This is a genomic window from Streptomyces sp. NPDC042336 (assembly GCF_055581985.1).
In genome coordinates this window covers 41169-61880 of record NZ_JBVJEA010000010.1, presented here as the reverse complement: position 1 = coordinate 61880, position 20712 = coordinate 41169, and the positions used below count along the sequence as shown (strand labels likewise).

20 protein-coding genes are annotated in these 20712 nt (G+C 70.1%); 10 read left to right on the top strand and 10 right to left on the bottom strand.

Translation table 11 applies throughout. The features are described 5' to 3' along the window. The first annotated feature begins 36 nt into the window (after window positions 1–36). Window positions 37–456 carry a heme-binding protein gene (locus ACZ6IM_RS22035; protein WP_052836928.1) on the top strand — a complete coding sequence of 140 codons (420 nt, stop codon included), beginning with the start codon at window positions 37–39 and terminating at the stop codon, window positions 454–456. Window positions 457–492: 36 nt separating this feature from the next. Here the strand turns inward: ACZ6IM_RS22035 and ACZ6IM_RS22030 are convergent, their stop codons facing one another. The 6 genes from ACZ6IM_RS22030 to ACZ6IM_RS22005 all read right to left on the bottom strand — a co-directional run bounded on the left by ACZ6IM_RS22030 (window position 493) and on the right by ACZ6IM_RS22005 (window position 5159). Beyond that, window positions 493–1359, bottom strand: a complete 867-nt coding sequence (locus ACZ6IM_RS22030) for a GNAT family N-acetyltransferase (protein ID WP_052836811.1) — start codon at window positions 1357–1359, stop codon at window positions 493–495. 78 nt (window positions 1360–1437) lie between these two features. Beyond that, complete coding sequence (locus tag ACZ6IM_RS22025) at window positions 1438–1920, bottom strand: NUDIX domain-containing protein (protein ID WP_052836812.1); 483 nt, start codon at window positions 1918–1920, stop codon at window positions 1438–1440. Between the two features lie 70 nt (window positions 1921–1990). After that, window positions 1991–2896, bottom strand: a complete 906-nt coding sequence (locus tag ACZ6IM_RS22020; protein WP_052836813.1) for a LysR family transcriptional regulator — start codon at window positions 2894–2896, stop codon at window positions 1991–1993. A 210-nt stretch (window positions 2897–3106) separates the two neighbouring features. Continuing rightward, complete coding sequence (locus ACZ6IM_RS22015; RefSeq protein ID WP_052836814.1) at window positions 3107–4285, bottom strand: cystathionine gamma-lyase; 1179 nt, start codon at window positions 4283–4285, stop codon at window positions 3107–3109. Then, window positions 4282–4776, bottom strand: coding sequence for a low molecular weight protein-tyrosine-phosphatase (locus ACZ6IM_RS22010; protein WP_052836815.1), 495 nt, complete (start codon window positions 4774–4776; stop codon window positions 4282–4284). Before ACZ6IM_RS22010 ends, ACZ6IM_RS22015 begins: the two co-directional genes overlap by 4 nt. A 5-nt stretch (window positions 4777–4781) precedes the next feature. Next, complete coding sequence (locus ACZ6IM_RS22005) at window positions 4782–5159, bottom strand: phage holin family protein (RefSeq protein WP_030189029.1); 378 nt, start codon at window positions 5157–5159, stop codon at window positions 4782–4784. A gap of 59 nt (window positions 5160–5218) precedes the next feature. On the opposite strand from ACZ6IM_RS22005, the gene ACZ6IM_RS22000 reads away from it, so the two are divergent. The 4 genes from ACZ6IM_RS22000 to ACZ6IM_RS21985 all read left to right on the top strand — a co-directional run bounded on the left by ACZ6IM_RS22000 (window position 5219) and on the right by ACZ6IM_RS21985 (window position 7473). Beyond that, window positions 5219–5536 (top strand): cupin domain-containing protein, encoded by a 318-nt coding sequence (locus ACZ6IM_RS22000; protein ID WP_003975009.1) that lies wholly within the window; start codon window positions 5219–5221, stop codon window positions 5534–5536. A 143-nt stretch (window positions 5537–5679) separates the two neighbouring features. Next, on the top strand, window positions 5680–5892 hold the full coding sequence (locus ACZ6IM_RS21995) for a DUF5326 family protein (RefSeq protein ID WP_007388908.1): 213 nt from the start codon (window positions 5680–5682) through the stop codon (window positions 5890–5892). A gap of 317 nt (window positions 5893–6209) precedes the next feature. Further along, entirely contained in the window at window positions 6210–6935 is a 726-nt protein-coding gene (locus ACZ6IM_RS21990) for a helix-turn-helix domain-containing protein (protein WP_052836929.1), read from the top strand. A 100-nt stretch (window positions 6936–7035) separates the two neighbouring features. Beyond that, window positions 7036–7473: an SsgA family sporulation/cell division regulator gene (locus ACZ6IM_RS21985; RefSeq protein WP_007388906.1), complete on the top strand. Its 438-nt coding sequence runs from the start codon at window positions 7036–7038 to the stop codon at window positions 7471–7473. 48 nt (window positions 7474–7521) lie between these two features. Here the strand turns inward: ACZ6IM_RS21985 and ACZ6IM_RS21980 are convergent, their stop codons facing one another. Continuing rightward, the gene (locus ACZ6IM_RS21980) at window positions 7522–9030 is read right to left on the bottom strand and encodes a YibE/F family protein (RefSeq protein ID WP_469558367.1); all 1509 of its coding nucleotides are present in this window, start codon (window positions 9028–9030) and stop codon (window positions 7522–7524) included. A 253-nt stretch (window positions 9031–9283) separates the two neighbouring features. Between ACZ6IM_RS21980 and thiC the strand changes: the two genes are divergently transcribed. Further along, window positions 9284–11110, top strand: a complete 1827-nt coding sequence (thiC, locus tag ACZ6IM_RS21975; RefSeq protein WP_469558364.1) for a phosphomethylpyrimidine synthase ThiC — start codon at window positions 9284–9286, stop codon at window positions 11108–11110. Between the two features lie 78 nt (window positions 11111–11188). Beyond that, window positions 11189–12661 carry a VWA domain-containing protein gene (locus ACZ6IM_RS21970; RefSeq protein ID WP_469558362.1) on the top strand — a complete coding sequence of 491 codons (1473 nt, stop codon included), beginning with the start codon at window positions 11189–11191 and terminating at the stop codon, window positions 12659–12661. Window positions 12662–12685: 24 nt separating this feature from the next. Here the strand turns inward: ACZ6IM_RS21970 and ACZ6IM_RS21965 are convergent, their stop codons facing one another. The 3 genes from ACZ6IM_RS21965 to ACZ6IM_RS21955 form a co-directional block, all read right to left on the bottom strand. Beyond that, the gene (locus tag ACZ6IM_RS21965) at window positions 12686–13558 is read right to left on the bottom strand and encodes a hypothetical protein (protein WP_052836819.1); all 873 of its coding nucleotides are present in this window, start codon (window positions 13556–13558) and stop codon (window positions 12686–12688) included. A gap of 182 nt (window positions 13559–13740) precedes the next feature. After that, complete coding sequence (gene sppA, locus ACZ6IM_RS21960; protein ID WP_469558359.1) at window positions 13741–14847, bottom strand: Ser/Thr/Tyr protein phosphatase SppA; 1107 nt, start codon at window positions 14845–14847, stop codon at window positions 13741–13743. 393 nt (window positions 14848–15240) lie between these two features. Next, the gene (locus tag ACZ6IM_RS21955) at window positions 15241–16353 is read right to left on the bottom strand and encodes a LacI family DNA-binding transcriptional regulator (protein WP_003975000.1); all 1113 of its coding nucleotides are present in this window, start codon (window positions 16351–16353) and stop codon (window positions 15241–15243) included. Between the two features lie 401 nt (window positions 16354–16754). Between ACZ6IM_RS21955 and hisC the strand changes: the two genes are divergently transcribed. The 3 genes from hisC (at window position 16755) to cydB (ending at window position 20655) form a co-directional block, all read left to right on the top strand. Then, on the top strand, window positions 16755–17834 hold the full coding sequence (hisC, locus tag ACZ6IM_RS21950) for a histidinol-phosphate transaminase (RefSeq protein WP_469558356.1): 1080 nt from the start codon (window positions 16755–16757) through the stop codon (window positions 17832–17834). 290 nt (window positions 17835–18124) lie between these two features. Next, a complete protein-coding gene (locus tag ACZ6IM_RS21945) occupies window positions 18125–19630 on the top strand; it encodes a cytochrome ubiquinol oxidase subunit I (RefSeq protein WP_469558353.1) in 1506 nt (501 codons plus the stop codon). Window positions 19631–19650: 20 nt separating this feature from the next. Continuing rightward, window positions 19651–20655: a cytochrome d ubiquinol oxidase subunit II gene (cydB, locus tag ACZ6IM_RS21940; RefSeq protein ID WP_052836824.1), complete on the top strand. Its 1005-nt coding sequence runs from the start codon at window positions 19651–19653 to the stop codon at window positions 20653–20655. Window positions 20656–20712: the final 57 nt, after the last annotated feature.

Sequence of the window (20712 nt, the reverse complement as noted above, 5' to 3'; positions counted from 1 at the left end):
CACCAAGGAGAAAGACCCATGAGCACCGCCGCACCCATGAGCACCACCGCCGTCGCCCCGCTGACGATCCAGGACGCCGAAGACCTCGTCACCGCGGCCCACCGCGCCGCCGAGGCGGCCGACGTCACCGTCAGTGTCACCGTCCTCGACGCCGGTGGCCACCTGCTTGCCTTCCGGCGCGACGACCGCGCCGTGCTGATCTCCGGCGAGACCAGCACGCGCAAGGCCTACACGGCGCTCCAGCTGAACGCTCCCACCGCTGACCTCGTCGACGCCGTGCAGCCCGGAGGTCCCTTCCACACCCTGCCCACCGCCCTCGACCGGCCGCTGCTGTTCATCGCCGGCGGCGTGCCCGTGCACCGGGAGGGCCGACTGATCGGAGCGATCGGAGTGGGCGGCGGCGCGCCCGAGCAGGACCACGGCTTCGCCTCGGCCGCTGTGCGGGCGCTCGCCTGACCCGCGGCTTTCGCCGACGGCGGGGCTGTCCCGGGGTCAGCCCGCCGCCACCGTCAGCGGGGCGAAGCGCCGGGACCAGTCCCCGGGCAGCTCGGTGATCCCATAGGTCATGACCGCGTTGCGTGAGACCCCGGCGAGGCCGCGCTCCTTCACCCACGCCAGCAGTTCCTCGTGCCGTACGTCGATGTCCGTGCGCAGCGGTCGGTCGGTGCGGGTGGCGAGCGAGCCGATCAGGGCCTTGGCCGTCTCGGTGTCACGGGCGATCAGCGGGCCCACCACGTGGGTGTCCATGTTCGGCCAGGCCGCGGCGTACCCGATGATCCGGCCGTCCGCCTCGGCGACGCGCAGCTGGTCGGCGAAGGCGGGCAGCCGCGTGACGATGTGGGTGCGGTCCGCGCCGAACACCTCCTCGTCGAGCCGGAGGATCGCGGGCAGATCCTCGGCGGTGGCCGCACGCGTGAAGGGTTTCGGTTCCGGCCCGCCCGGGACGAAACGGCCGCGCACCATCTCCGCCCCGCCCGTCACCTTGAAGCCGAGCTCCTCGTAGAGCGGCCGGCCGTAAGGCGTCGCGTGCAGGGTCAGCGGAACGGTGCCCAGGCCGGAGACGATGTGGCGCATCAGACGGCGTCCGACGCCCTGGCGGGCGTGCCGTTCGGCGACCAGTACCATGCCGATGCCGGCGAGCGCGGGGCGCTCCTGCGGTCCGTACTCGGTGACGGTGCAGGCGGCGACGAGACCACCGCCGGGGTCGTCGATGCCGTACCCCTTCCCGGCCGTCAGGAGGAACCCCCACTTGTGCTCCTCGCGTGGCCACCCCCGGTCCTCGGACAGGTCGGCGCAGGCGGTGAGATCGCGGAGCGTCAGACGGCGGATCGGAGCAGAGGCGAGGAAAGGTGTCGGCACGCAGGTCAGGCTGTCCGACGGTGGCCGTCCGCGTCCACCGCTTTCCCGGGAAACATGCGGGCTTTCGGCCATGCCGGTTCAGCCGAGGTCGGGGGCGTGCAGGGCGCGCACACCCTCGATGTTGCCGTCCAGGTAATGCCGCAGCGACAGCGGAACGAGGTGGACGGAGGCGATCCCGACCCGGGTGAACGGCACTCTGACGATCTCGTACTCACCGGCGGGTTCTTCGATCTCGGGACCGTGCCGCAGGGACGGGTCCATGGATTCCAGGTGGCAGACGAAGAAGTACTGCACCTTCACGCCGGTCGCGCCGCCGTCCTCACCGATGTGCTCCACGGTGTCCACGAAGCAGGGGACCACGTCGCTGATCTTGGCGCCGAGTTCCTCGTACACCTCGCGGTGCAAGGCGTCCACGACGGTGGTGTCGTCCGGCTCCACCCCGCCGCCGGGAGTGACCCAGTACGGATCGACGCCGGGTTTGGTCCGCTTGATCAGGATCAGGTGGTCGCCGTCCAGCAGGACGGCACGAGCGGTGCGCTTGACCACGGGTCGGACGGTCATGGGAGAAATGTGGCCCGGCTGGTTCCACGTGAAACATCGTGACGCGTGCCCGGTTCGAGAGTGCGCAGACTCAGTTCCAGTCGGCGGCCGCGTGCAGCAGCCACTCGTGGGCCCGCGCGATGTGCGGCATCGCCAACGTGCCGGTGCGCACCACCAGAAAGTACGTCCGCAGCGGCGGCACCGGCGGATCGTGCAGGGCGACGACGTCCCCGCGCTCCAGCACATCAGCGCACAGATAGCGGGGCAGGACGGCGAGCCCCGCGCCCGCGACCGTGCAGGCGAGGACCGCACGCAGGTCGGGGGCGACGACCGTGGCCGGGGCGGACGGCCGGGCGTCGAAGACGGAGGCCCAGTAGCGGGCCACGAAGGGCAGCGACTCGTGCACTTCCACCACGGGGACGTGCCGGAGAGCGGGCGCATCGGTGTCGCGGAGCTTTTCGACGCCCGCCCGCTCCGCCCAGTGGGGCGCCGCCACCAGGACGTGCACCTCGTCGCAGAGCGGAGTCGCCGTGAGCAGCGCGCCGCGGGGGCGGGCCGTGCCGATGGCCAGATCGTGATGTCCGGCAGACAGTCCTTCCAGGGTCTCCTCGGCGGTCCCGAACGAGGCGCGCAGGGCGAAGGCGCGGCCGTCGTCGCCGGTGAGCTCGGTGAGCACGGGCAGCGCCCGTTCGGCGGTGAACTCGGGTGGTCCGGCCAGATGCAGGGTGCGCAGGGAGGAGTCGTCCGTCAGCCCGGTCTCGGCGATCTCCACCAGGGCGTCGAGATGCGGTGCGGTCTTGTGGGCGAGCTCGTCACCGATGGTCGTCGGGGTCACACCGCGGGCCTGCCGAAGGAACAGCGGGCGGCCGAGCTGGCGCTCCAGTGTGCGGATCTGCGAGGTGACGGCGGGCTGGGAGAGGCCGAGCAGAGCAGCGGCGCGGGTGAAGGAACCGGCACGGTGCACGGTGACGAAGGTGCGGAGCAAGGCCAGATCCACGGCTACCCGTCCCCTCTTCCGTTCTTCTCTTCCGTTCTTCTCCCGCCCCCAGCCGCGCCCAACTATAAATATGTCGATAGGTCGCTGTCGCTACTGTGATTGGACACTGACACTGAGTCAACTAGCCTTGGTCGCGCGGTTCTTCGCGCGCGGAACCGGAGGACGGTCCGAGCCACGAGGGGGGAGGCTCGGACCGTCCGTGCGCCGGCCTCAGTCCGCCGTTTCGTCCAGGGCACGCAGCAGATCCGCCACGAGGTCGTCCGGGTCCTCCGCGCCGACCGAGAGCCGGATGAAGCCCTCCGGCACCGCGTCGCCGCCCCAGCGTCCACGCCGCTCCGCGGTGGACCGCACCCCGCCGAAGCTCGTCGCGCCCTCGACGAGGTGCAGGGCGTCGAGGAACCGTTCGGCACGCGCGCGCGAGGGCAGCGTGAACGAGACGACACAGCCGTAGCGCAGCATCTGCTGCGAGGCGACCTTGTGGGACGGGTCGTCGGGCAGCCCGGGGTACCGCAGGCCGGTGATCTCGGGCCGCGCCCGCAGCGCTTCGGCCACCCTGAGCGCGGTGGCGTCCTGCCGGTCCACGCGCAGCTGGAGGGTGGCGATCGAGCGGTGCGCGAGCCAGGCCTCCATGGGGCCGGGGATCGCACCGACGACCTTGCGCCAGCGCCGTACGGCGGCCATCGCCCCGGGGTCGCGGCCGGCCACGTAGCCGAGGAGGACGTCACCGTGGCCGGTGAGCTGCTTGGTGCCGCTGGCCACCGAGAAGTCGGCGCCGAGCTCCAGCGGGCGCTGTCCGAGCGGGGTGGCGAGGGTGTTGTCGACGGCGACCAGGGCGCCACGCGCGTGCGCCGCCTCGACCAGCCGCCGTACGTCGCACACGTCGAGCCCAGGGTTCGACGGCGTCTCGATCCACAGCAGCTTCGCCCCGTCCAGGACGTCCAGCTGGGCGTCCTGGCCGGTCGGCGCGGTGCGCACCTCGATGCCGTACGCCTCCAGCTGCGCGCGGGCCAGCGGCAGCGCCTGGTAGCCGTCGTCGGGCAGGACGGCGGTGTCGCCGGCGCGCAGCTGGGAGAAGAGCACCGAGGAGATCGCGGCCATGCCCGAGGCGAAGACCAGTGTCTCCACGCCGGCCTCTCCAGGCGCCTCCAGCTCGCCGATGGCGCTCTCGAGACGGGTCCACGTCGGGTTCTCGTCGCGGCCGTAGGTGTACGGGCCGGTCGGGTCGCCCGGCAGGTGGAAGTGGGCGGCGAACACCGGCCCGGGCAGGGTGGGCTCGTGCTTGACGGGTTCGGGCAGCCCGGCCCGCACCGCGCGTGTGCCGTCACCGGGGCCGGAAGCGGATCTCTCCGTGCCCGCGTTGGCCCTGTCGTTCGTAGCGGAATCGCTCATGCCGCCCGTCCTTCCACTTGCTCGCGTACCGCGGCGAGCAGTCCGGTGCTCGCCGCCTCCACCATCTCAAGGCATTCCTCGAAGCCGTCCTGGCCCCCGTAGTACGGGTCCGGGACGTCCAGGTCACCGTCCTCGGCAGCGGGGTCGTACGACCGCAGCAGGCGCACCTTGGCCGCGTCCCGCTCCGTGGGGGCGAGCCGCCGCAGGGCCCTCAGGTGCCCGGCGTCGAGGGCGACGACCAGGTCGAGACGGGAGAACCAGGACTGCTGGAACTGCCGGGCGGTGTGGTCGAGACGGTAACCGTTCGCCGCCAGGACGGCCACGGTGCGCGGGTCCGCGCCCTCGCCCTCGTGCCAGCCGCCGGTACCGGCGCTGTCGGCCTCGACGAGGTCGTCGAGCCCGGCGTCTTCCACGCGCGCGCGGAAGACGGCCTCGGCCATCGGGGAGCGGCAGATGTTGCCCGTGCACACGAAACAGACGCGGTAGGTCATCGGAATCAGTCCCCGTCGGGCAGGAACGCGTTGAGGGCCCAGGAGACGATCGAGATGATCAGGCCGCCCAGGACGGCGGTCCAGAACCCGTCGACGTGGAAGCTCACGTCGAGCTTGTCGGCGACCCACGACGTGAGCAACAGCATCAGGGCGTTGACCACCAGGGTGAACAGGCCGAGGGTCAGGATGAACAACGGGAAGGTCAGCACTTGCACGATCGGCTTGACCACCATGTTGACCAGGCCGAACACCAGGGCGACCACGATCAGGGTGACCGCCTTCTCCCCGGTGCTGCCCCCGGTCAGGGTGATCTTGTCGAGCAGCCACACGGCGACCGCGAGGGCGCCCGCGTTGGCGATCGTCTTGACTAGGAAATTCTTCATGTGTCTGATCGTGGCAGACGCGATCGGACACGAGCGGTGAGGCAGGGGCGGACGAGGCGATGAAGGCATTCCGGCTGGACGAACTGGAGGCGGAGCGCGCCGCCAACGACGGTGCCTATCTGCAGTTCCTGCGGGAGCGGAACATGTCGGTCGGCCTGTACGCCCTCGACGCGGGGACGACAGACCCGCAGAAGCCGCACGCGCAGGACGAGGTGTACTTCGTGGTGAGCGGCCGGGCCGCGATCACCGTGGGCATGGAGACCACCCAGGTCGCCCGCGGCAGCGTGGTCTACGTCCCGGCCGGGGTCGCCCACAAGTTCCACCACATCAGCGAGGACCTGCGGGTTCTGGTGGTCTTCTCTCCACCGGAGAGCTGAGGCCCGGCCCCGGGGTTCCCTAGGGGATCGGTCAGGGGGAGACAGGGGATGCGGGGCCCCTGCCGTGGCGTTCGCGGCTGTAGCGTCGAGTGCAGGACGTCAGAGGACTTCCCAGGACTCCCCGAAAGGTAAGGGCAAGGGCGATGCGAGAGATCTTCACGGGACTGCCGTGGTGGGTGAAGTGGATCGCGGTGCCGGTCATCGCCCTGGTCGTGTTCGGCGGACTGATCGCCAGCGTGGTCGGGTTCGTGATCGGACTGCTGTTCAAGCTGCTGGTCTTCGTCGCGCTCGTCGGCGGACTGATCTACGTCGTACGCAAGTTCATGTCGAGCTCGTCGTCGCGCAGCGACTGGTGAGAGCCGTGGGACACCGGTGGCGGTAACAGGAACCACCGGTTCCCTCGGGCGAGGGAAGTTTCCCGGACGGGCCGTCGGTGAGCGGTGACCGGCGGTTAGAGTCCGGAACTCCAGGCGGGGGCGACCTCGCGAACGGCGCACACCCCCACCCGTGTTCTCCGCACGGCTGCCACCTCGCGTTCCGGGAGTGACCCTTGGCCACGGCTGACACCGCATTCGCTCAGCTGCACGCCCTTCCCGTGCAGCCCTGCTCGACGCCCGGGACACCCACCGCACAGTCCTCCGCCGACCCGCCTTCCGCGACCCTGATCGGCTCCGTGCAGCGGGCGATGCGCCTGCTGGAGTGCGTCGCCGAGCACCGGTACGGAGCCCCGGCCAAGCAACTGGCCCGCGAGACGGGGCTGGCCCTGCCCACGGCGTACCACCTGCTGCGCACGCTGGTGCACGAGGGCTATCTGCGCCGGGACAAGGGGCTGTTCTTCCTCGGCGAGGCCGCCGAGCGGCTGAGCAGCAGCGGGGCCGAGCAGAAACGTCGCAGCACGGTGGTGGACACCATGGCGCGCTGGCGGGACGCGATCGGTGTACCCGTGTACTACGCCATGTACCGGGACGGCGAGATCGAGGTGATGTGCGTCTCCGACACCCCGGGCAATCCGGCGGTCGAGGAGTGGGCGGACTTCCGCGAGACCGGGCACGCGCACGCCATCGGGCAGTGCCTGCTGTCCCAGCTCGACGACGACGCCCGCCGTGACCACCTGGACCGCTACCCGGTGCAGCCGATCACGCCGTACACGGTGCGTGACGGCCACAGCCTGCTGAGGCGACTGGAACGCATGCGCCGCATGACCCCGGTGATCGAGCGTCAGGAGTACGCGCTGGGCACGGTCTGCGCGGCGATCCCGATCACCGTCGGCACCACGGCCGCCACGATGGCCATCTCACTACCCCTCCACCAGGCGGGCCGGCTGCTGCCCGCGGCCCAGCGCCTGCAGCACGAAGTGGGGCGGCGTCTGGGCTCGCTCGCGCTCTCTATCAGTATCTGAAAACTCACTCCTTGTGATCTGGTGTGTACGTTGAGCAAGATGCCACCAGTGTTAGAGGTTTGATTCCCGGACAGTCGACGGCGAATGACGGGGTAGGCGAATGGGCGAGTCCGTACAGGCAGAGGTCATGATGAGCTTTCTCGTGTCCGAGGAGCTCTCTTTCCGCATCCCGGTGGAGCTGCGCTACGAGACCCGGGATCCCTATGCCGTACGTCTGACCTTCCATCTGCCCGGAGACGCGCCGGTGACCTGGGCTTTCGGCCGGGAGCTGCTGGTCGACGGGGTGGGCCGGCCGTGCGGAGACGGTGATGTGCGGATCGCACCGGTCGACCCCGAGCCGCTGGCCGAGGTGCTGATCCGCCTTCAGGTCGGCAGCGACCAGGCACTGTTCCGTTCCTCGGCCGCGCCCCTCGTGGCCTTCCTCGACCGCACCGACAAGCTGGTGCCCCTCGGACAGGAGGGCGCGCTCGCCGACTTCGACAGCCACCTCGACGAAGCCCTGGATCGCATCCTGGCGGAGGAACAGAGCGCGGGCTGAACCGTTACGGCAGTTCCGGGGCGGTGGCGTAACGCTTCGCCGGGCGCCTCAGCGCTTACGGCGACGGCCTCGCCCACTACGTGCGGGGGCACCCGGACCCGCGGCGGCCGTGGCCCCCGCCCGGGCCATTCCTTCGGCCGGCCGGTCCGCCGCCACGACCAGGGCGGCGAGGGCCGTGGTGACCGGCACGGACGCCACCAGGCCGATCGAGCCGACCAGCGTCCGCACGATCTCCTCCGCGACCAGTTCGCTGTTGGCGACCGTCCCCACCCCGCTCTGCGCGATCGAGAACAGCAGCAGCAGGGGCAGCGCGGCGCCCGCGTAGGCCAGGACGAGCGTGTTCACGACCGAGGCGATGTGGTCGCGGCCGATGCGGATGCCCGCGCGGTAGAGGCCGCGCCAGCCCATCGTCGGGTTGGCCTCGTGCAGTTCCCAGACCGCCGACGTCTGGGTGACCGTCACGTCGTCGAGAACACCGAGCGAACCGATGATGACCCCGGCGAGCAGCAGACCGCTCATGTCGATCGACGGGTACAGACCGTGGATGAGGCCGGTGTTGTCGTCCGTGTTGCCGGTGAGCGCGGCCCAGCCGATGAAGAGCGACCCGAGCACGCCGATCAGCAACAGCGAGATCAAGGTGCCGAGCACCGCCACGGACGTGCGGGCCGACAGCCCGTGGCACAGGTACAACGCGATCAGCATGATGGCGCTGGATCCGATCACCGCCACGACCAAGGGGTTCGAGCCCTGGAGGATGGCGGGCAGGATGAAGAAGTTCAGCAGCAGGAAGCTGATGGCCAGCGACACCAGTGCCATGAGCCCGCGCAGCCGTCCGACGACCACGACGGCGAGGGCGAAGATGCCCGCGAGCAGCGCCAGGGGGAGCCGGCGGTTGATGTCGGTCACCGAGTACTGCAGGTCCTTGGGGGCGGAGGGCTCGTAGGCGACCACCACCTCCTGGCCCTCGTGCAACTGCCGTGACTGGTCCGGCTGCACGATCTCCTCGAAGGTACGGCCCTTGTCGTCGCCGGTGTCGACGCGGATGGTCGCCCGCTTGCACTCGCCCTTCGCCTGCTGCACCGCCGAGGAGCCCTCGGCGGTGGACGTCTCGCCGGTCGGGGTGCCGCCCGAGGCGTTGACGGACTGGCAGCTCAGCTCGACCACCTTGGTGACGGTGGCCTGCTGTGTCTGGCGGTCGAAGCCGACCCCGGTGCGTTCGTGCGGTGGTGCGCCGCCCGGCCACAGCACCGCGAGTCCGACCAGCACGGCCGCGGCGAAGGGGATCAGGATCGCGGCGATGACCTTGCGCAGGTGCCGGGAGACGGGGGCCGCCGGTCCGTGTGCGTGCGAGTGCCCGTGCCCGCCGCCCGCGCCGTCCCCGCTTCCCGCACCGTGCCCGCCGCCCGCGCCGGGGCCGTGACCAGCCTCGGATCTGCCGTCGTTCGCGCCATGGGCGACGACGGGGACGTGGCCGGCTGCCCGGCCGTCGCCCTCTTCGGCGTTCGGTCCGCGGCGGGGCCGGTGCGGCGGGAAGGAGGGATGCTGCGGTGTGGTCACCGCCCGATCATCGCAAGAACAAAGGGGGCCCTCTGTTCACCGCGCCCGAATGGGCGTTAGCGTGGAGCCACCTTTGTACACGCGGGAGCTCGGAGCACCGGGCTGAGAGGGCGCTGACCTCCGTCCCAGCGATGTTTCACGGGAAACGTCACCGAAGTCGGGTGATGTATCCCACGAAGCGCCGCCAGACGGAATCCGCTGCGTCGACCGCCGAACCTGTTACCGGGTAATGCCGGCGTAGGGAGTAGGTCTCATGACCATCAAGGACGCACGCACGCCTGCCTCCGCACAGAACTCCGCACAGAAGTCCACGCAGGACTCCGCTCAGGAGGGCGCCGCGGAGACCACGGAGGCCGGGAAGTCCATCGGCTGGCACAAGGCGTACGTCGAGGGCTCGCGCCCCGATCTGCGGGTGCCGGTCCGTCAGGTGCACCTCACCAACGGGCAGTCGGTCACGCTGTACGACACCTCGGGCCCGTACACCGATCCACTCGTCGACACCGATGTCCGCCGGGGTCTCGCCCCGCTGCGGGAGAACTGGATCGTCGCCCGCGGCGACACCGAGGAGTACGCGGGCCGTCCCGTCCGTCCCGAGGACGACGGAATCAAGCACACCTCGCCGCGCGGCGGCCTGCGCAACCTCGACGCCGTCTTCCCCGGACGCCCGCGCCAGCCGCGCCGCGGCAGGGACGGCAACGCGGTGACGCAGCTCGCGTACGCGCGCCGGGGCGAGGTCACTCCGGAGATGGAGTACGTGGCCGTCCGGGAGAACGTCTCGCCGGAGGTGGTCCGTGAGGAGATCGCCGCGGGACGTGCCGTGCTGCCCGCCAACGTCAACCACCCCGAGATCGAGCCGATGATCATCGGCAAGCGGTTCCTGGTGAAGGTCAACGCCAACATCGGCAACTCGGCGGTGACGTCCTCCATCGAGGAGGAGGTCGACAAGATGACCTGGGCGACCCGGTGGGGCGCCGACACGGTCATGGACCTGTCCACCGGCCGCAACATCCACACCACCCGCGAGTGGGTCCTGCGCGACTCCCCCGTCCCCATCGGGACCGTGCCGCTCTACCAGGCCCTGGAGAAGGTCGACAGCCGGGCCGAGGAGCTGACCTGGGAGGTCTACAAGGACACCGTGATCGAGCAGGCCGAGCAGGGTGTGGACTACATGACGGTCCACGCGGGCGTGCGCCTGGCGTACGTACCGCTGACCGCGAACCGCAAGACCGGCATCGTCTCGCGCGGCGGATCGATCATGGCGGCGTGGTGCCTGGCGCACCACAAGGAGTCGTTCCTGTACGAGAACTTCGAGGAACTCTGCGAGATCCTCGCCGCCTACGACGTCACGTACTCCCTCGGTGACGGCCTGCGTCCGGGGTCGATCGCGGACGCCAACGACGAAGCGCAGTTCGCCGAGTTGCGCACCCTCGGGGAACTCAACCGGATCGCCAAGCGTTGCAACGTACAGACCATGATCGAGGGCCCGGGACATGTCCCGATGCACAAGATCAAGGAGAACATCGACCTTCAGCAGGAGATCTGCGATGAAGCTCCGTTCTATACGCTCGGCCCGCTGACGACGGACGTCGCGCCGGCGTACGACCACATCACCTCCGGCATCGGTGCCGCGATGATCGCCTGGTGGGGCACGGCCATGCTCTGCTACGTCACGCCCAAGGAACATCTGGGCCTGCCCAACCGTGACGACGTCAAGACCGGCGTCATCACCTACAAGATCGCAGCCCATGCCGCCGACCTCGCCAAGGGTCACCCAGGTGCACAGGAGTGGGACGACGCGCTGTCGGACGCCCGGTTCGAGTTCCGGTGGGAGGACCAGTTCAATCTGGCCCTCGACCCGGACACGGCGCGGGAGTTCCACGACGAGACACTGCCGGCCGAGCCCGCCAAGACGGCCCACTTCTGCTCGATGTGCGGGCCCAAGTTCTGCTCGATGAAGATCTCGCAGGACATTCGCCGGGAGCACGGGAGCAGCAAGGGCGAGATCGAGGAGGGAATGGCGCAGAAGTCGAAGGAGTTCGCGGCGGCGGGCAACCGCGTATACCTGCCGATCGCGGACTGAGCGCACGGGCGCGGGGAGCAGGGCAGCCGCGGGGTCGGCCCTCTCCCCGTCGGGGGTCCGGCTCGGCAGACTGGACGCATGACAGCCATCTCCCTGAGCAAGGGTGCCAACGTCGCCGTCGACTCCCCCGCGGTCCGCGCCGAACTGGTGTGGTCCGCGGGGCCGGGCGTTCCCGAGGTCGACGCCTCCGCGCTGCTGCTCACCTCGGCCGGTCGGGTGCGGGACGACGGCGACTTCGTCTTCTACAACCAGCCCCGCCACGCATCCGGCACGGTGCGCCACCTGGGCGAGCGGGTCGGCCCCGGCGCGGGTGTCACGACCGATGCCGTCGAGGTGGATCTGCGGTCGGTCGAGGCGGCGGTCGAACGCATCGTCCTGTGCGCCTCGGCGGACGGCGGCACCTTCGGCCGGGTTCCGGGGCTGTCGCTGCGGCTGCTGGACGCCGCTACCGGCACCGAACTGGCCCGGTTCGACATCACGGCCGGGACGGAGAAGGCGCTGGTCGGCGGCGAGTTGTACCGGCGCCAGGGGACGTGGAAGTTCCGTGCGGTCGGACAGGGATACGCCTCCGGTCTGGCGGGGCTGGCGACCGACTTCGGCATCACCGTGGACGAGGACGCTCCCCCGGCGACGGCGACGGCGACGGCGACGGCGACGGCGACGGCCGCGACCCCGGCCACCGCCCCGCCGACGGCTGCTCCGGCGCCCCCGCCGACAGCTCCCCCGGTGCCCACCCCACCGGCGACGCCCGTGCCACCACCGGCCCCGGCCTCGCCCGCCACCGGCCCCCGTCTCACCAAGGGCGAGGACCGCCTGCCCGTGGACATGCGCAAGCGGCTGTCCCTGCGCAAGGAGCAGGTCGCGGTCAGCCTGAGCAAGCACGGGGCGGCCGGGGTCACCGCACGCGTCATCCTCGTACTGGACGCTTCCGGGTCCATGTCCTTCCTCTACTCCAAGGGCGTCGTCGCGGACGTAGTGGAGCGGATGGCCGCCGTCGCGGCGCAGTTGGACGACGACGGGGAGATGCAGGCGTGGACCTTCGCCTCCACCCCGGCGCGCCTGCCGGACCTGCGCCTGGGCGAGCTGCCCGAGTGGCTGCGGCTGCACGTGCGCGTCGGGGAGATCAGCCTGTTCCGGCGGGGCAGGAAGAAGGGTCTGCACCCCGACCAGGTCGACATGCGGGCGGTCGGCATCCAGAACGAGGAGCAGAAGGTGATCGCAGAGGTCCGGGCCTTCGTACGGGACCACCCGGCACCCGTCCCCACCCTGGTGCTGTTCTTCTCCGACGGCGGTGTCTACCGCAACGCCGAGATCGAGCGGGAGCTGCGGGAGGCCGTGGAGGAGCCTGTCTTCTGGCAGTTCGTGGGGCTCGGGCGGGCCGACTACGGGGTGCTGGAGCGGTTCGACACCCTGCCGGGCCGGCGCGTCGACAACGTCGGTTTCTTCGCCGTCGACGACATCGGCACCGTACCGGACCCGGAGCTGTACGACCGTCTGCTGTCCGAGTTCCCGTCCTGGATCACTGCCGCCGGCCGGGCGGGCATCCTCTGAACCGCTGCCCGCCCGTGCCGGTGGCTACTCGGGCCGGTGTTCCGGGCCACCGAAGTCCGGGCTGCTGTAGTCCGGGCTCGAGTAGCTCGGGCGCGGCCCGGCGTCGGGGCCGCCGTCGGGACTCGTGAACCCGGGACGGCCGTAGCCGAGGTGCGGCATGCGGCCGCCGCTCGGGGTGGCCGGTCCCGTGCGGTGCAGTGCCGCCGTGCCCGGTTCGCTGAGCGCGTCCCGCAGGAAGGGCAGGATGCCCCGTTCCAGCAGCGCCTCGTGCCAGGCATCCCTGGCGCGGGCCACCTCCTCGTCGCGGGCGTCGTAGAAGCCGGACTCGGCCGAGGGGCGGTTGCGCAGGGCCGTGAGCAGCAGCCCCACCGCGGCGACGAGGATCGCCACCGCGGTCACGGCGCCGAACACCCATCCCGTGGTGAGCATGGTCTGCGCGAAGGTCTGCCCCGGGTCGAGCATCTTCAGCAGGTAGCCGACCAGCAGGAATATCGCCGCGGCGGTGCCGGCCAGGACCGGCGCCAGGACGGCGACGACGGCGACGGCCCCCGCGCCGGTCGCCTCGGCCATCTCGCCCATGGTGGCGGCGAGTCCCCCCGCGCCTGTGCCCTGCTCCTCGGAGCCGGATTCGCGCGTGGCGGACGACGGTCCCGAGGGCGCCGGGTGGCGCAGTTCCTCGCGGACCTTCACATAGTGCTGGTACTCGGTCGTGGCCGCCGCCGTGATGAGGGCGGTGGCGTTGAGTGCCATGGTGCGCAGTTGTTCGGAGTTGAGCCGCTGACCGACAGCGGCCAGCTCCGGGCGGTGTGGTGCGGAGCGCAGCGCCTCGTCGAGGATCCGCTCGTAGTCTGGGCGGTCCTCGTTCGACAGGTGCTGCGGAACGCTGTTCATGTGCATCCCCCGATGCTCCGTAGGGCTTGGGGCTCGCATGTCAACGAGCCGTCGGGCAGAAACGGAGGGGAGCCTGCTACGGATAAGCCGATGGTAGAGCGGTGACGGTGGAGGGTGACAGGGGGTTTCCAGAAATTGGGTGCCGCTCTGTACGGACGGCACCGCCGCAAACGCCGTCCGGTGAAGGGTCAGGCGTCCAGCGGCAGTTGCTGGACCAGCAGCTTTCCGGCCATGGTCACGCCGCCGTCCATGGCGATGGCCAGGCCGTCCGCGTAGACGTGCGGTCCCTCGACCACGGTACGGGTGTCGTCCTCGCCGTCCTCGGAGCCGACTTCGCCCAGCAGGTAGGGGATGGGGCTGTGGCCGTGGACGATCCGGGTGCCGCCGTACGTGTCCAGCAGTGAGCGCACGGCGTCGGCGCCGCCCTCGTCGCGGAAGGAGAAGCGCTTGGTGAACTTGCGGAACAGGTCCCACACCTCCTCCGCGTCATTGCGCGTGAGCGTCTCGCGGACGGTGTCGTTGACCTCTTCGATGGAGCGGCCGTAGTCGAGGTAGGTGGTGGCGTCCGAGTGGACCAGGAGGTGGCCGTCGACCTCTTCCATGGCGTCGAGGCGGGCCATCCACTGCAGGTGGTGGTCCTGCAGGCGGTCCATGTCGGTCTTCTGGCCGCCGTTCAGCAGCCAGGCGGCCTGGAAGGTGGCGGTGCCCGCCCCGGAGTTGACGGGTGTGTCGCCGAACCGCTTGGCGCCGAGCAGCAGCAGTTCGTGGTTGCCCATCAGCGCCTTGCAGTAGCCGCCGGCCGCGGCGGCCTCGGCGGACAGTCGCATCACCAGGTCGATGACGCCGATGCCGTCCGGTCCCCGGTCGGTGAAGTCGCCGAGGAACCACAGCCGGGAGGTGCCCGCGCACCACTGGCCGGCCTCGTCGACGAGGCCCTTCTCCCGCAGCGCGGCCAACAGTTCGTCGAGGTAGCCGTGCACGTCGCCGACGACGAACAGGGGGCCCTGGCCGGTGGCCGGCTGCTGCACCGCGGCCGGTACGGGGTCGACCGCGACCTGAACCGTGTCACCCCGACGGATGATGGGCAGATCGCGCTGAGTGGGTGTGTAGCCCTCGGGCAGGGCCTCCTCGAGCCCCTCCTCGGAGGGCGGCGCGGACTCACTCACGTGCGTGCCGGGGGCAGCGTACGGAGCGGTCTCGTGGACGTACGCGGGTACCCGGAAGTCGCGTACCGTCGCCGTCCGCTCCACCTCGGGTCCCTGACCGGCCCCCTGAGTCATCGACCCCTCCACCATCGCGCCGCATCTGCACCGCTTCGGACTGCCTGGTCGCAGCGGCCCGCGGTGTGTGGGCCCATCATAGGAATGCGGATCGCGCTGTGTGATGACCCAGGGGTGGTGAATCAGGACAGGACTCCGGTTCGGTGCGGCTTTCGCCCCGATTGGGCCTGGCTTCGCCCGTCCGTGACCGTGGGCCACCCGTGTTCCGGACGTGGCGGGTGTGGTCTTCGCCGCCCTGTTTCGCGTCGTTCCGCGGTGCGGTCGTTGCGCGTCGTCGCCCTTGGCCACCCCTCCGCGCGCCCCGCTCCGACCGGGACGTGCCGCCGCGCGGTGTGCCGCCGCTCGGGGCCCGCCGGCCGGGGGGCGTACGTACGGCCCCCGGTCCCGCACGTGCGCCCCGGGCCCGCCCTACTCGCCCTCCGGCGACCGCGGCGGACTGACCGTCGTACGCGGCGGGCGCCGCTGCGACGACGTGCGCACGATCAGTTCGGTCGGTATCACCTGCTCGACCGGCTGGTCGGAGTGCAGCCCCTCGATCGCGTCGATGAGGACCTGGATCACGGCGGTGCCGATGCGGCGGGGTTTCAGCGACAGGGTCGTGATGGGCGGCTCGGTGCTGGCGTACACCGTGGACTCGCTGCAGCAGACCAGCAGCAGGTCCTCGGGGACGCGCAGCCCGTAGCGGCGGGCGGCGGCGAGCAGGTCGGTGCCGTTCGGGTCGAACAGGCCGTAGACGGCGTCGGGCCGGTCCGGACGGGCGAGCAGCCGGTCGGCGGCGACCGCGCCGGCGCACGGGTCGTGCGCCGGATAGGCCTCGTAGACCGGGTCCTGGCCCACGCGCTCGCACCAGCGCAGGTAGGCGGTGGTCGACAGGTGGGTGTACGTGTCCGTGGTGGTGCCGGTGAGCAGGCCGATCCTGCGGGCGCCGGCGTCGGCGAGGTGGTCGAGGATGCCGAGTACGGCCGCCTCGTGGTCGTTGTCGACCCAGGCGGTGACCGGCAGCGAGCCGGCCGGTCGGCCGTCGGAGACGACGGGCAGGCCCTGGCGGACCAGTTCGCTGACGACCGGGTCGTGGTCCGAGGGGTCGATGACGACCGTGCCGTCGAGCGCGACGTTGGACCACACGTCGTGACGGGAGGTCGCCGGGAGGATGACGAGGGCGTAGCCGCGGGCGAGCGCGGCGGAGGTGGCGGCGCGCGCCATCTCGGCGAAGTACGCGAACTCGGTGAAGGTGAAAGGTTCATCCCCGTACGTCGTCACGGTCAGGCCGATGAGTCCGGACTTGCCGGTGCGGAGCGTGCGGGCGGCGGCCGAGGGCCGGTAGCCCAGCCGGTCGGCGACCTCGCGCACATGGCGCCGGGTGGCATCCGGGAGTCGGCCCTTGCCGTTGAGGGCGTCGGAGACGGTAGTGATGGACACTCCGGCGGCGGCGGCCACGTCCCTGATGCCCGCCCGGCCCGGCCGGCTGCCTCGACGTGAGGTTTCCGCGCGGCTCACCTGGTGCTTCCCTGCTGCTGTCATGGCGAGCCGATAGTAGGGCTCATGGGGTGGGGTAGTGCGGACGCATATGCACGCGTTGACAGTCACGTTTCTGCATGATCATTTATGCCGAACGCCCTTGGAAAGCAAGCCAGTTGGACCGACCCACCCCATTACCTGACGTGTTGACCAGTGAGGGCCTGCGGGGTGGCGGATGTTGCGAAGAGGTCTCAACTCACCTGCACGAGGGATGCGCGCCACGGCGCGAGCCACCGGCGCGTAGATATATGTGCGGCGCGCCCCCCGAATCGTGCGCCTTCGTGCCCTGATGCCCTTGATGCCAGTGTGACGGACGAGGTCTGCTCCCCCCTATACGCAGCGGCGGCGAATCCTCATAGGGTGAGGAGTATTCGATGCCGGTGGTGGCCACGAGGAGGACTGCGGTGAGCGAGAAGAGCCCCAAGCTGCGTGCCGAGCTGGAGGGGATTCCCACCTACAAGCCGGGCAAGCCCGCCGCGGCCGAGGGCCCGGTGGCCTACAAGCTGTCCTCCAACGAGAACCCCTATCCGCCCCTGCCGGGCGTGATGGAGACGGTGACGGCCGCCGCAGCCTCCTTCAACCGGTACCCGGACATGGCCTGCACATCGCTGATGAGTGAGCTGTCGGACCGCTTCGGGGTGCCCCTGGCCCACCTGGCCACCGGCACCGGGTCGGTCGGTGTGGCCCAGCAGCTGATCCAGGCGACCTCGGGCCCCGGCGACGAGGTGATCTACGCCTGGCGCTCCTTCGAGGCGTACCCGATCATCACGCAGATCAGCGGGGCGACGTCCGTGCAGGTGCCGCTGACCCCGGGCGAGGAGCACGACCTGGACGCGATGGCGGACGCCATCACCGACCGGACCCGGCTGATCTTCGTCTGCAACCCCAACAACCCCACGGGCACGGTGGTGCGGCGGGCCGAGCTGGAGCGGTTCCTGGACCGGGTGCCGAGCGATGTGCTGGTGGTCCTCGACGAGGCCTACCGCGAGTTCATCCGCGACGCGGAGGTCCCGGACGGCGTCGAGTTCTACCGTGAGCGGCCCAACGTCTGCGTCCTGCGCACCTTCTCCAAGGCCTACGGTCTGGCAGGTCTGCGGGTCGGGTTCGCGATCGCCCACGAGCCGGTGGCGGCGGCGCTGCGCAAGACGGCGGTGCCCTTCGGGGTCAGCCAGATCGCGCAGGAGGCGGCGATCGCCTCGCTGCGCGCGGAGGACGAGCTGATCGGCCGGGTCGGCTCGCTGGTGTGCGAGCGCACCCGCGTGGTCGACGGGCTGCGCGCGCAGGGCTGGACGGTGCCGGAGACCCAGGCCAACTTCGTCTGGCTGCGGCTGGGGGAGCGCACGCTCGCCTTCGCGGACGCCTGTGAGCGGGCCGGCGTGGTCGTCCGCCCCTTCGCGGGTGAGGGCGTGCGCGTGACGGTCGGGGAGAGCGAGGCGAACGACATCTTCCTGAAGGTGTCCGAGGAGTTCCGCAAGGAGCTGTAGCCCTCACCGGGACGGGACGACACATCGCGGGACGGCAGGCGCCGTCCCGCGATTTCGCATGCCGGGAGCACGGCTCCCGGCCCTCGGACCCAACGGTCTGCCGAAGATCCGGCGAAGGGGTTGACGTCACAGGGGACCCCCCTTCCGGTGTCGAAAAGCAGTAGGTCATAATTGCTTGTGAATGTGAACGCGTTCACAAGCGTGTCCCGATTGCGCCCGCGTTGGGTGTGACAAACGCGCTCAAACCGCCGCTGACCACGGCGGTGTGGCGATGTGAGGAGAGTGACGACGTGGACCTGGCTCTGGCGCCGGAGACGCTGGCGCGATGGCAGTTCGGCATCACGACCGTCTACCACTTCCTGTTCGTCCCGCTGACGATCTCGCTGGCCGCTCTGACGGCCGGACTGCAGACCGCCTGGGTCCGCACGGAGAAGGAGAAGTACCTCAGGGCGACCAAGTTCTGGGGCAAGCTCTTCCTGATCAACATCGCGATGGGTGTCGTCACCGGCATCGTGCAGGAGTTCCAGTTCGGCATGAACTGGTCCGACTACTCCCGCTTCGTCGGTGATGTCTTCGGCGCTCCGCTCGCCTTCGAGGCGCTGATCGCCTTCTTCTTCGAGTCCACCTTCATCGGGCTGTGGATCTTCGGCTGGGACAAGCTCCCCAAGAAGATCCACCTGGCCTGCATCTGGATGGTCTCGATCGGCACTCTGCTGTCGGCGTACTTCATCCTCGCGGCCAACTCCTGGATGCAGCACCCCGTCGGCTACCGGATCAACGAGGAGAAGGGCCGCGCCGAGCTCACCGACTTCTGGCAGGTCCTCACCCAGAACACCACCCTCAACCAGGTCTTCCACAGCTTCTCGGCAGCCTTCCTCACGGGCGGCGCCTTCATGGTCGGTATCGCCGCGTTCCACCTGATGCGCAAGAAGCACATCCCGGTGATGCGGACCTCGCTCCGGCTCGGCCTGGTGACCCTGGCGGTCGGCGGCCTGCTCACCGCGGTCAGCGGCGACACCCTCGGCAAGGTCATGTACGAGCAGCAGCCGATGAAGATGGCCGCCGCCGAGGCCCTGTGGGACGGCGAGCAGCCGGCTCCCTTCTCGGTGTTCGCCTACGGGGACGTCGACAAGGGACACAACAAGGTGGCCCTGGAGATCCCCGGCCTGCTGTCCTTCCTCGCACACAGCGACTTCGAGTCCTACGTGCCCGGCATCAACGACACCAACAAGGCCCTCCAGGAGCAGTTCGGCCCCGGTGACTACAAGCCCATCGTCCCCGTCGCCTACTGGGGCTTCCGCTGGATGATCGGCTTCGGCATGGCGTCCTTCTCGCTCGGCCTGCTGGGCCTGTGGCTGACGCGGAAGCGGTTCCTGCTGCCACCGGCCCTGCGCACCGGGGAGGACGAGGTCCCGCGGCTGGTGCTGCTGAAGAAGCCGCTCGGGGCGAAGCTCACCCGGATGTACTGGCTGCTGGCGCTGTGGACGATGGCCTTCCCGCTGATCGCCAACTCCTGGGGCTGGATCTTCACGGAGATGGGCCGCCAGCCCTGGGTGGTCTACGGCGTGATGCAGACCCGCGACGCGGTCTCCCCCGGCGTCTCCACCGCCGAGGTCATCATCTCGATGTCCGTCTTCACCCTGCTGTACGCCGTGCTGGCCGTCATCGAGGTCAAGCTCCTGGCGAAGTACGTGAAGGCGGGACCGCCCGAGCTGACCGAGGCCGACCTCAATCCGCCCACGAAGATCGGCGGCGACGCCCGTGACGCCGACAAGCCGATGGCCTTCTCGTACTAGGCCGAGGGAGCTGCACAGTCATGGAACTGCACGACGTCTGGTTCGTTCTGATCGCCGTCCTGTGGACCGGCTACTTCTTCCTGGAGGGCTTCGACTTCGGGGTCGGTGTCCTGACCAAGCTGCTCGCCCGGAACCGGGCCGAGAAGCGGGTCCTGATCAACACCATCGGCCCCGTGTGGGACGGCAACGAGGTGTGGCTGCTCACGGCCGGCGGGGCCACCTTCGCCGCCTTCCCCGAGTGGTACGCCACGCTCTTCTCCGGTTTCTACCTCCCGCTCCTGGTCATCCTGGTCTGCCTGATCGTCCGGGGCGTCGCCTTCGAGTACCGCGTGAAGCGGCCCGAGGAGAAGTGGCAGCGCAACTGGGAGACGGCGATCTTCTGGACCTCGCTGATCCCCGCTTTCCTGTGGGGCGTGGCCTTCGGCAACATCGTTCACGGCGTGGAGATCGACCGGGACCTGGAGTACGTCGGCTCGGTCTGGGACCTGCTCAACCCGTACGCCCTTCTCGGGGGCCTGGTGACGCTGACCCTGTTCACCTTCCACGGCACCGTGTTCACGGCGCTCAAGACCGTCGGCGAGATCCGTGAGCGGGCGCGGACCCTGGCGCTGCGGGTCGGTCTGGTCACGGCCGTGCTGGCGCTGGCCTTCCTGCTCTGGACGCAGGCCGACAGCGGGGACGCCAAGAGCCTGGTCGCCCTCGTGGTGGCCGTCGCCGCCCTGGTCGCCGCGCTGATGGCGAACCAGGCCGGGCGTGAGGGCTGGTCGTTCACCCTGTCCGGCGTCACCATCGTGGCCGCCGTAGCGATGCTCTTCCTGACGCTCTTCCCGAACGTCATGCCGTCCACGCTGAACGCGGACTGGAGTCTCACCGTCACCAACGCCTCGTCCAGCGCCTACACGCTCAAGATCATGACCTGGCTGGCCGTGATCGCCACACCGGTCGTCCTGCTCTACCAGGGCTGGACGTACTGGGTGTTCCGCAAGCGCATCGGCACCCAGCACCTCGCCGACGCCGCGCACTGAGTCCAGCGGGGGTGCGTTTCACGTGAAACGCGGGGAAACGCACCCACCTCGCAGGAG

What these genes read in the sequence shown, in the direction of transcription:
- ACZ6IM_RS22005 (WP_030189029.1), bottom strand. Translation starts at nt 5,159, where the DNA reads ATGAAGAATTTCCTAGTCAAGACGATCGCCAACGCGGGCGCCCTCGCG.
- ACZ6IM_RS21970 (WP_469558362.1), top strand. Translation starts at nt 11,189, where the DNA reads ATGACAGCCATCTCCCTGAGCAAGGGTGCCAACGTCGCCGTCGACTCC.
- ACZ6IM_RS22025 (WP_052836812.1), bottom strand. Translation starts at nt 1,920, where the DNA reads ATGACCGTCCGACCCGTGGTCAAGCGCACCGCTCGTGCCGTCCTGCTG.
- ACZ6IM_RS21965 (WP_052836819.1), bottom strand. Translation starts at nt 13,558, where the DNA reads ATGCACATGAACAGCGTTCCGCAGCACCTGTCGAACGAGGACCGCCCA.
- ACZ6IM_RS21995 (WP_007388908.1), top strand. Translation starts at nt 5,680, where the DNA reads ATGCGAGAGATCTTCACGGGACTGCCGTGGTGGGTGAAGTGGATCGCG.
- thiC (WP_469558364.1), top strand. Translation starts at nt 9,284, where the DNA reads ATGACCATCAAGGACGCACGCACGCCTGCCTCCGCACAGAACTCCGCA.
- ACZ6IM_RS22010 (WP_052836815.1), bottom strand. Translation starts at nt 4,776, where the DNA reads ATGACCTACCGCGTCTGTTTCGTGTGCACGGGCAACATCTGCCGCTCC.
- sppA (WP_469558359.1), bottom strand. Translation starts at nt 14,847, where the DNA reads ATGGTGGAGGGGTCGATGACTCAGGGGGCCGGTCAGGGACCCGAGGTG.
- ACZ6IM_RS21985 (WP_007388906.1), top strand. Translation starts at nt 7,036, where the DNA reads ATGGGCGAGTCCGTACAGGCAGAGGTCATGATGAGCTTTCTCGTGTCC.
- ACZ6IM_RS22015 (WP_052836814.1), bottom strand. Translation starts at nt 4,285, where the DNA reads ATGAGCGATTCCGCTACGAACGACAGGGCCAACGCGGGCACGGAGAGA.
- ACZ6IM_RS22000 (WP_003975009.1), top strand. Translation starts at nt 5,219, where the DNA reads ATGAAGGCATTCCGGCTGGACGAACTGGAGGCGGAGCGCGCCGCCAAC.
- ACZ6IM_RS21955 (WP_003975000.1), bottom strand. Translation starts at nt 16,353, where the DNA reads ATGACAGCAGCAGGGAAGCACCAGGTGAGCCGCGCGGAAACCTCACGT.
- ACZ6IM_RS22035 (WP_052836928.1), top strand. Translation starts at nt 37, where the DNA reads ATGAGCACCACCGCCGTCGCCCCGCTGACGATCCAGGACGCCGAAGAC.
- cydB (WP_052836824.1), top strand. Translation starts at nt 19,651, where the DNA reads ATGGAACTGCACGACGTCTGGTTCGTTCTGATCGCCGTCCTGTGGACC.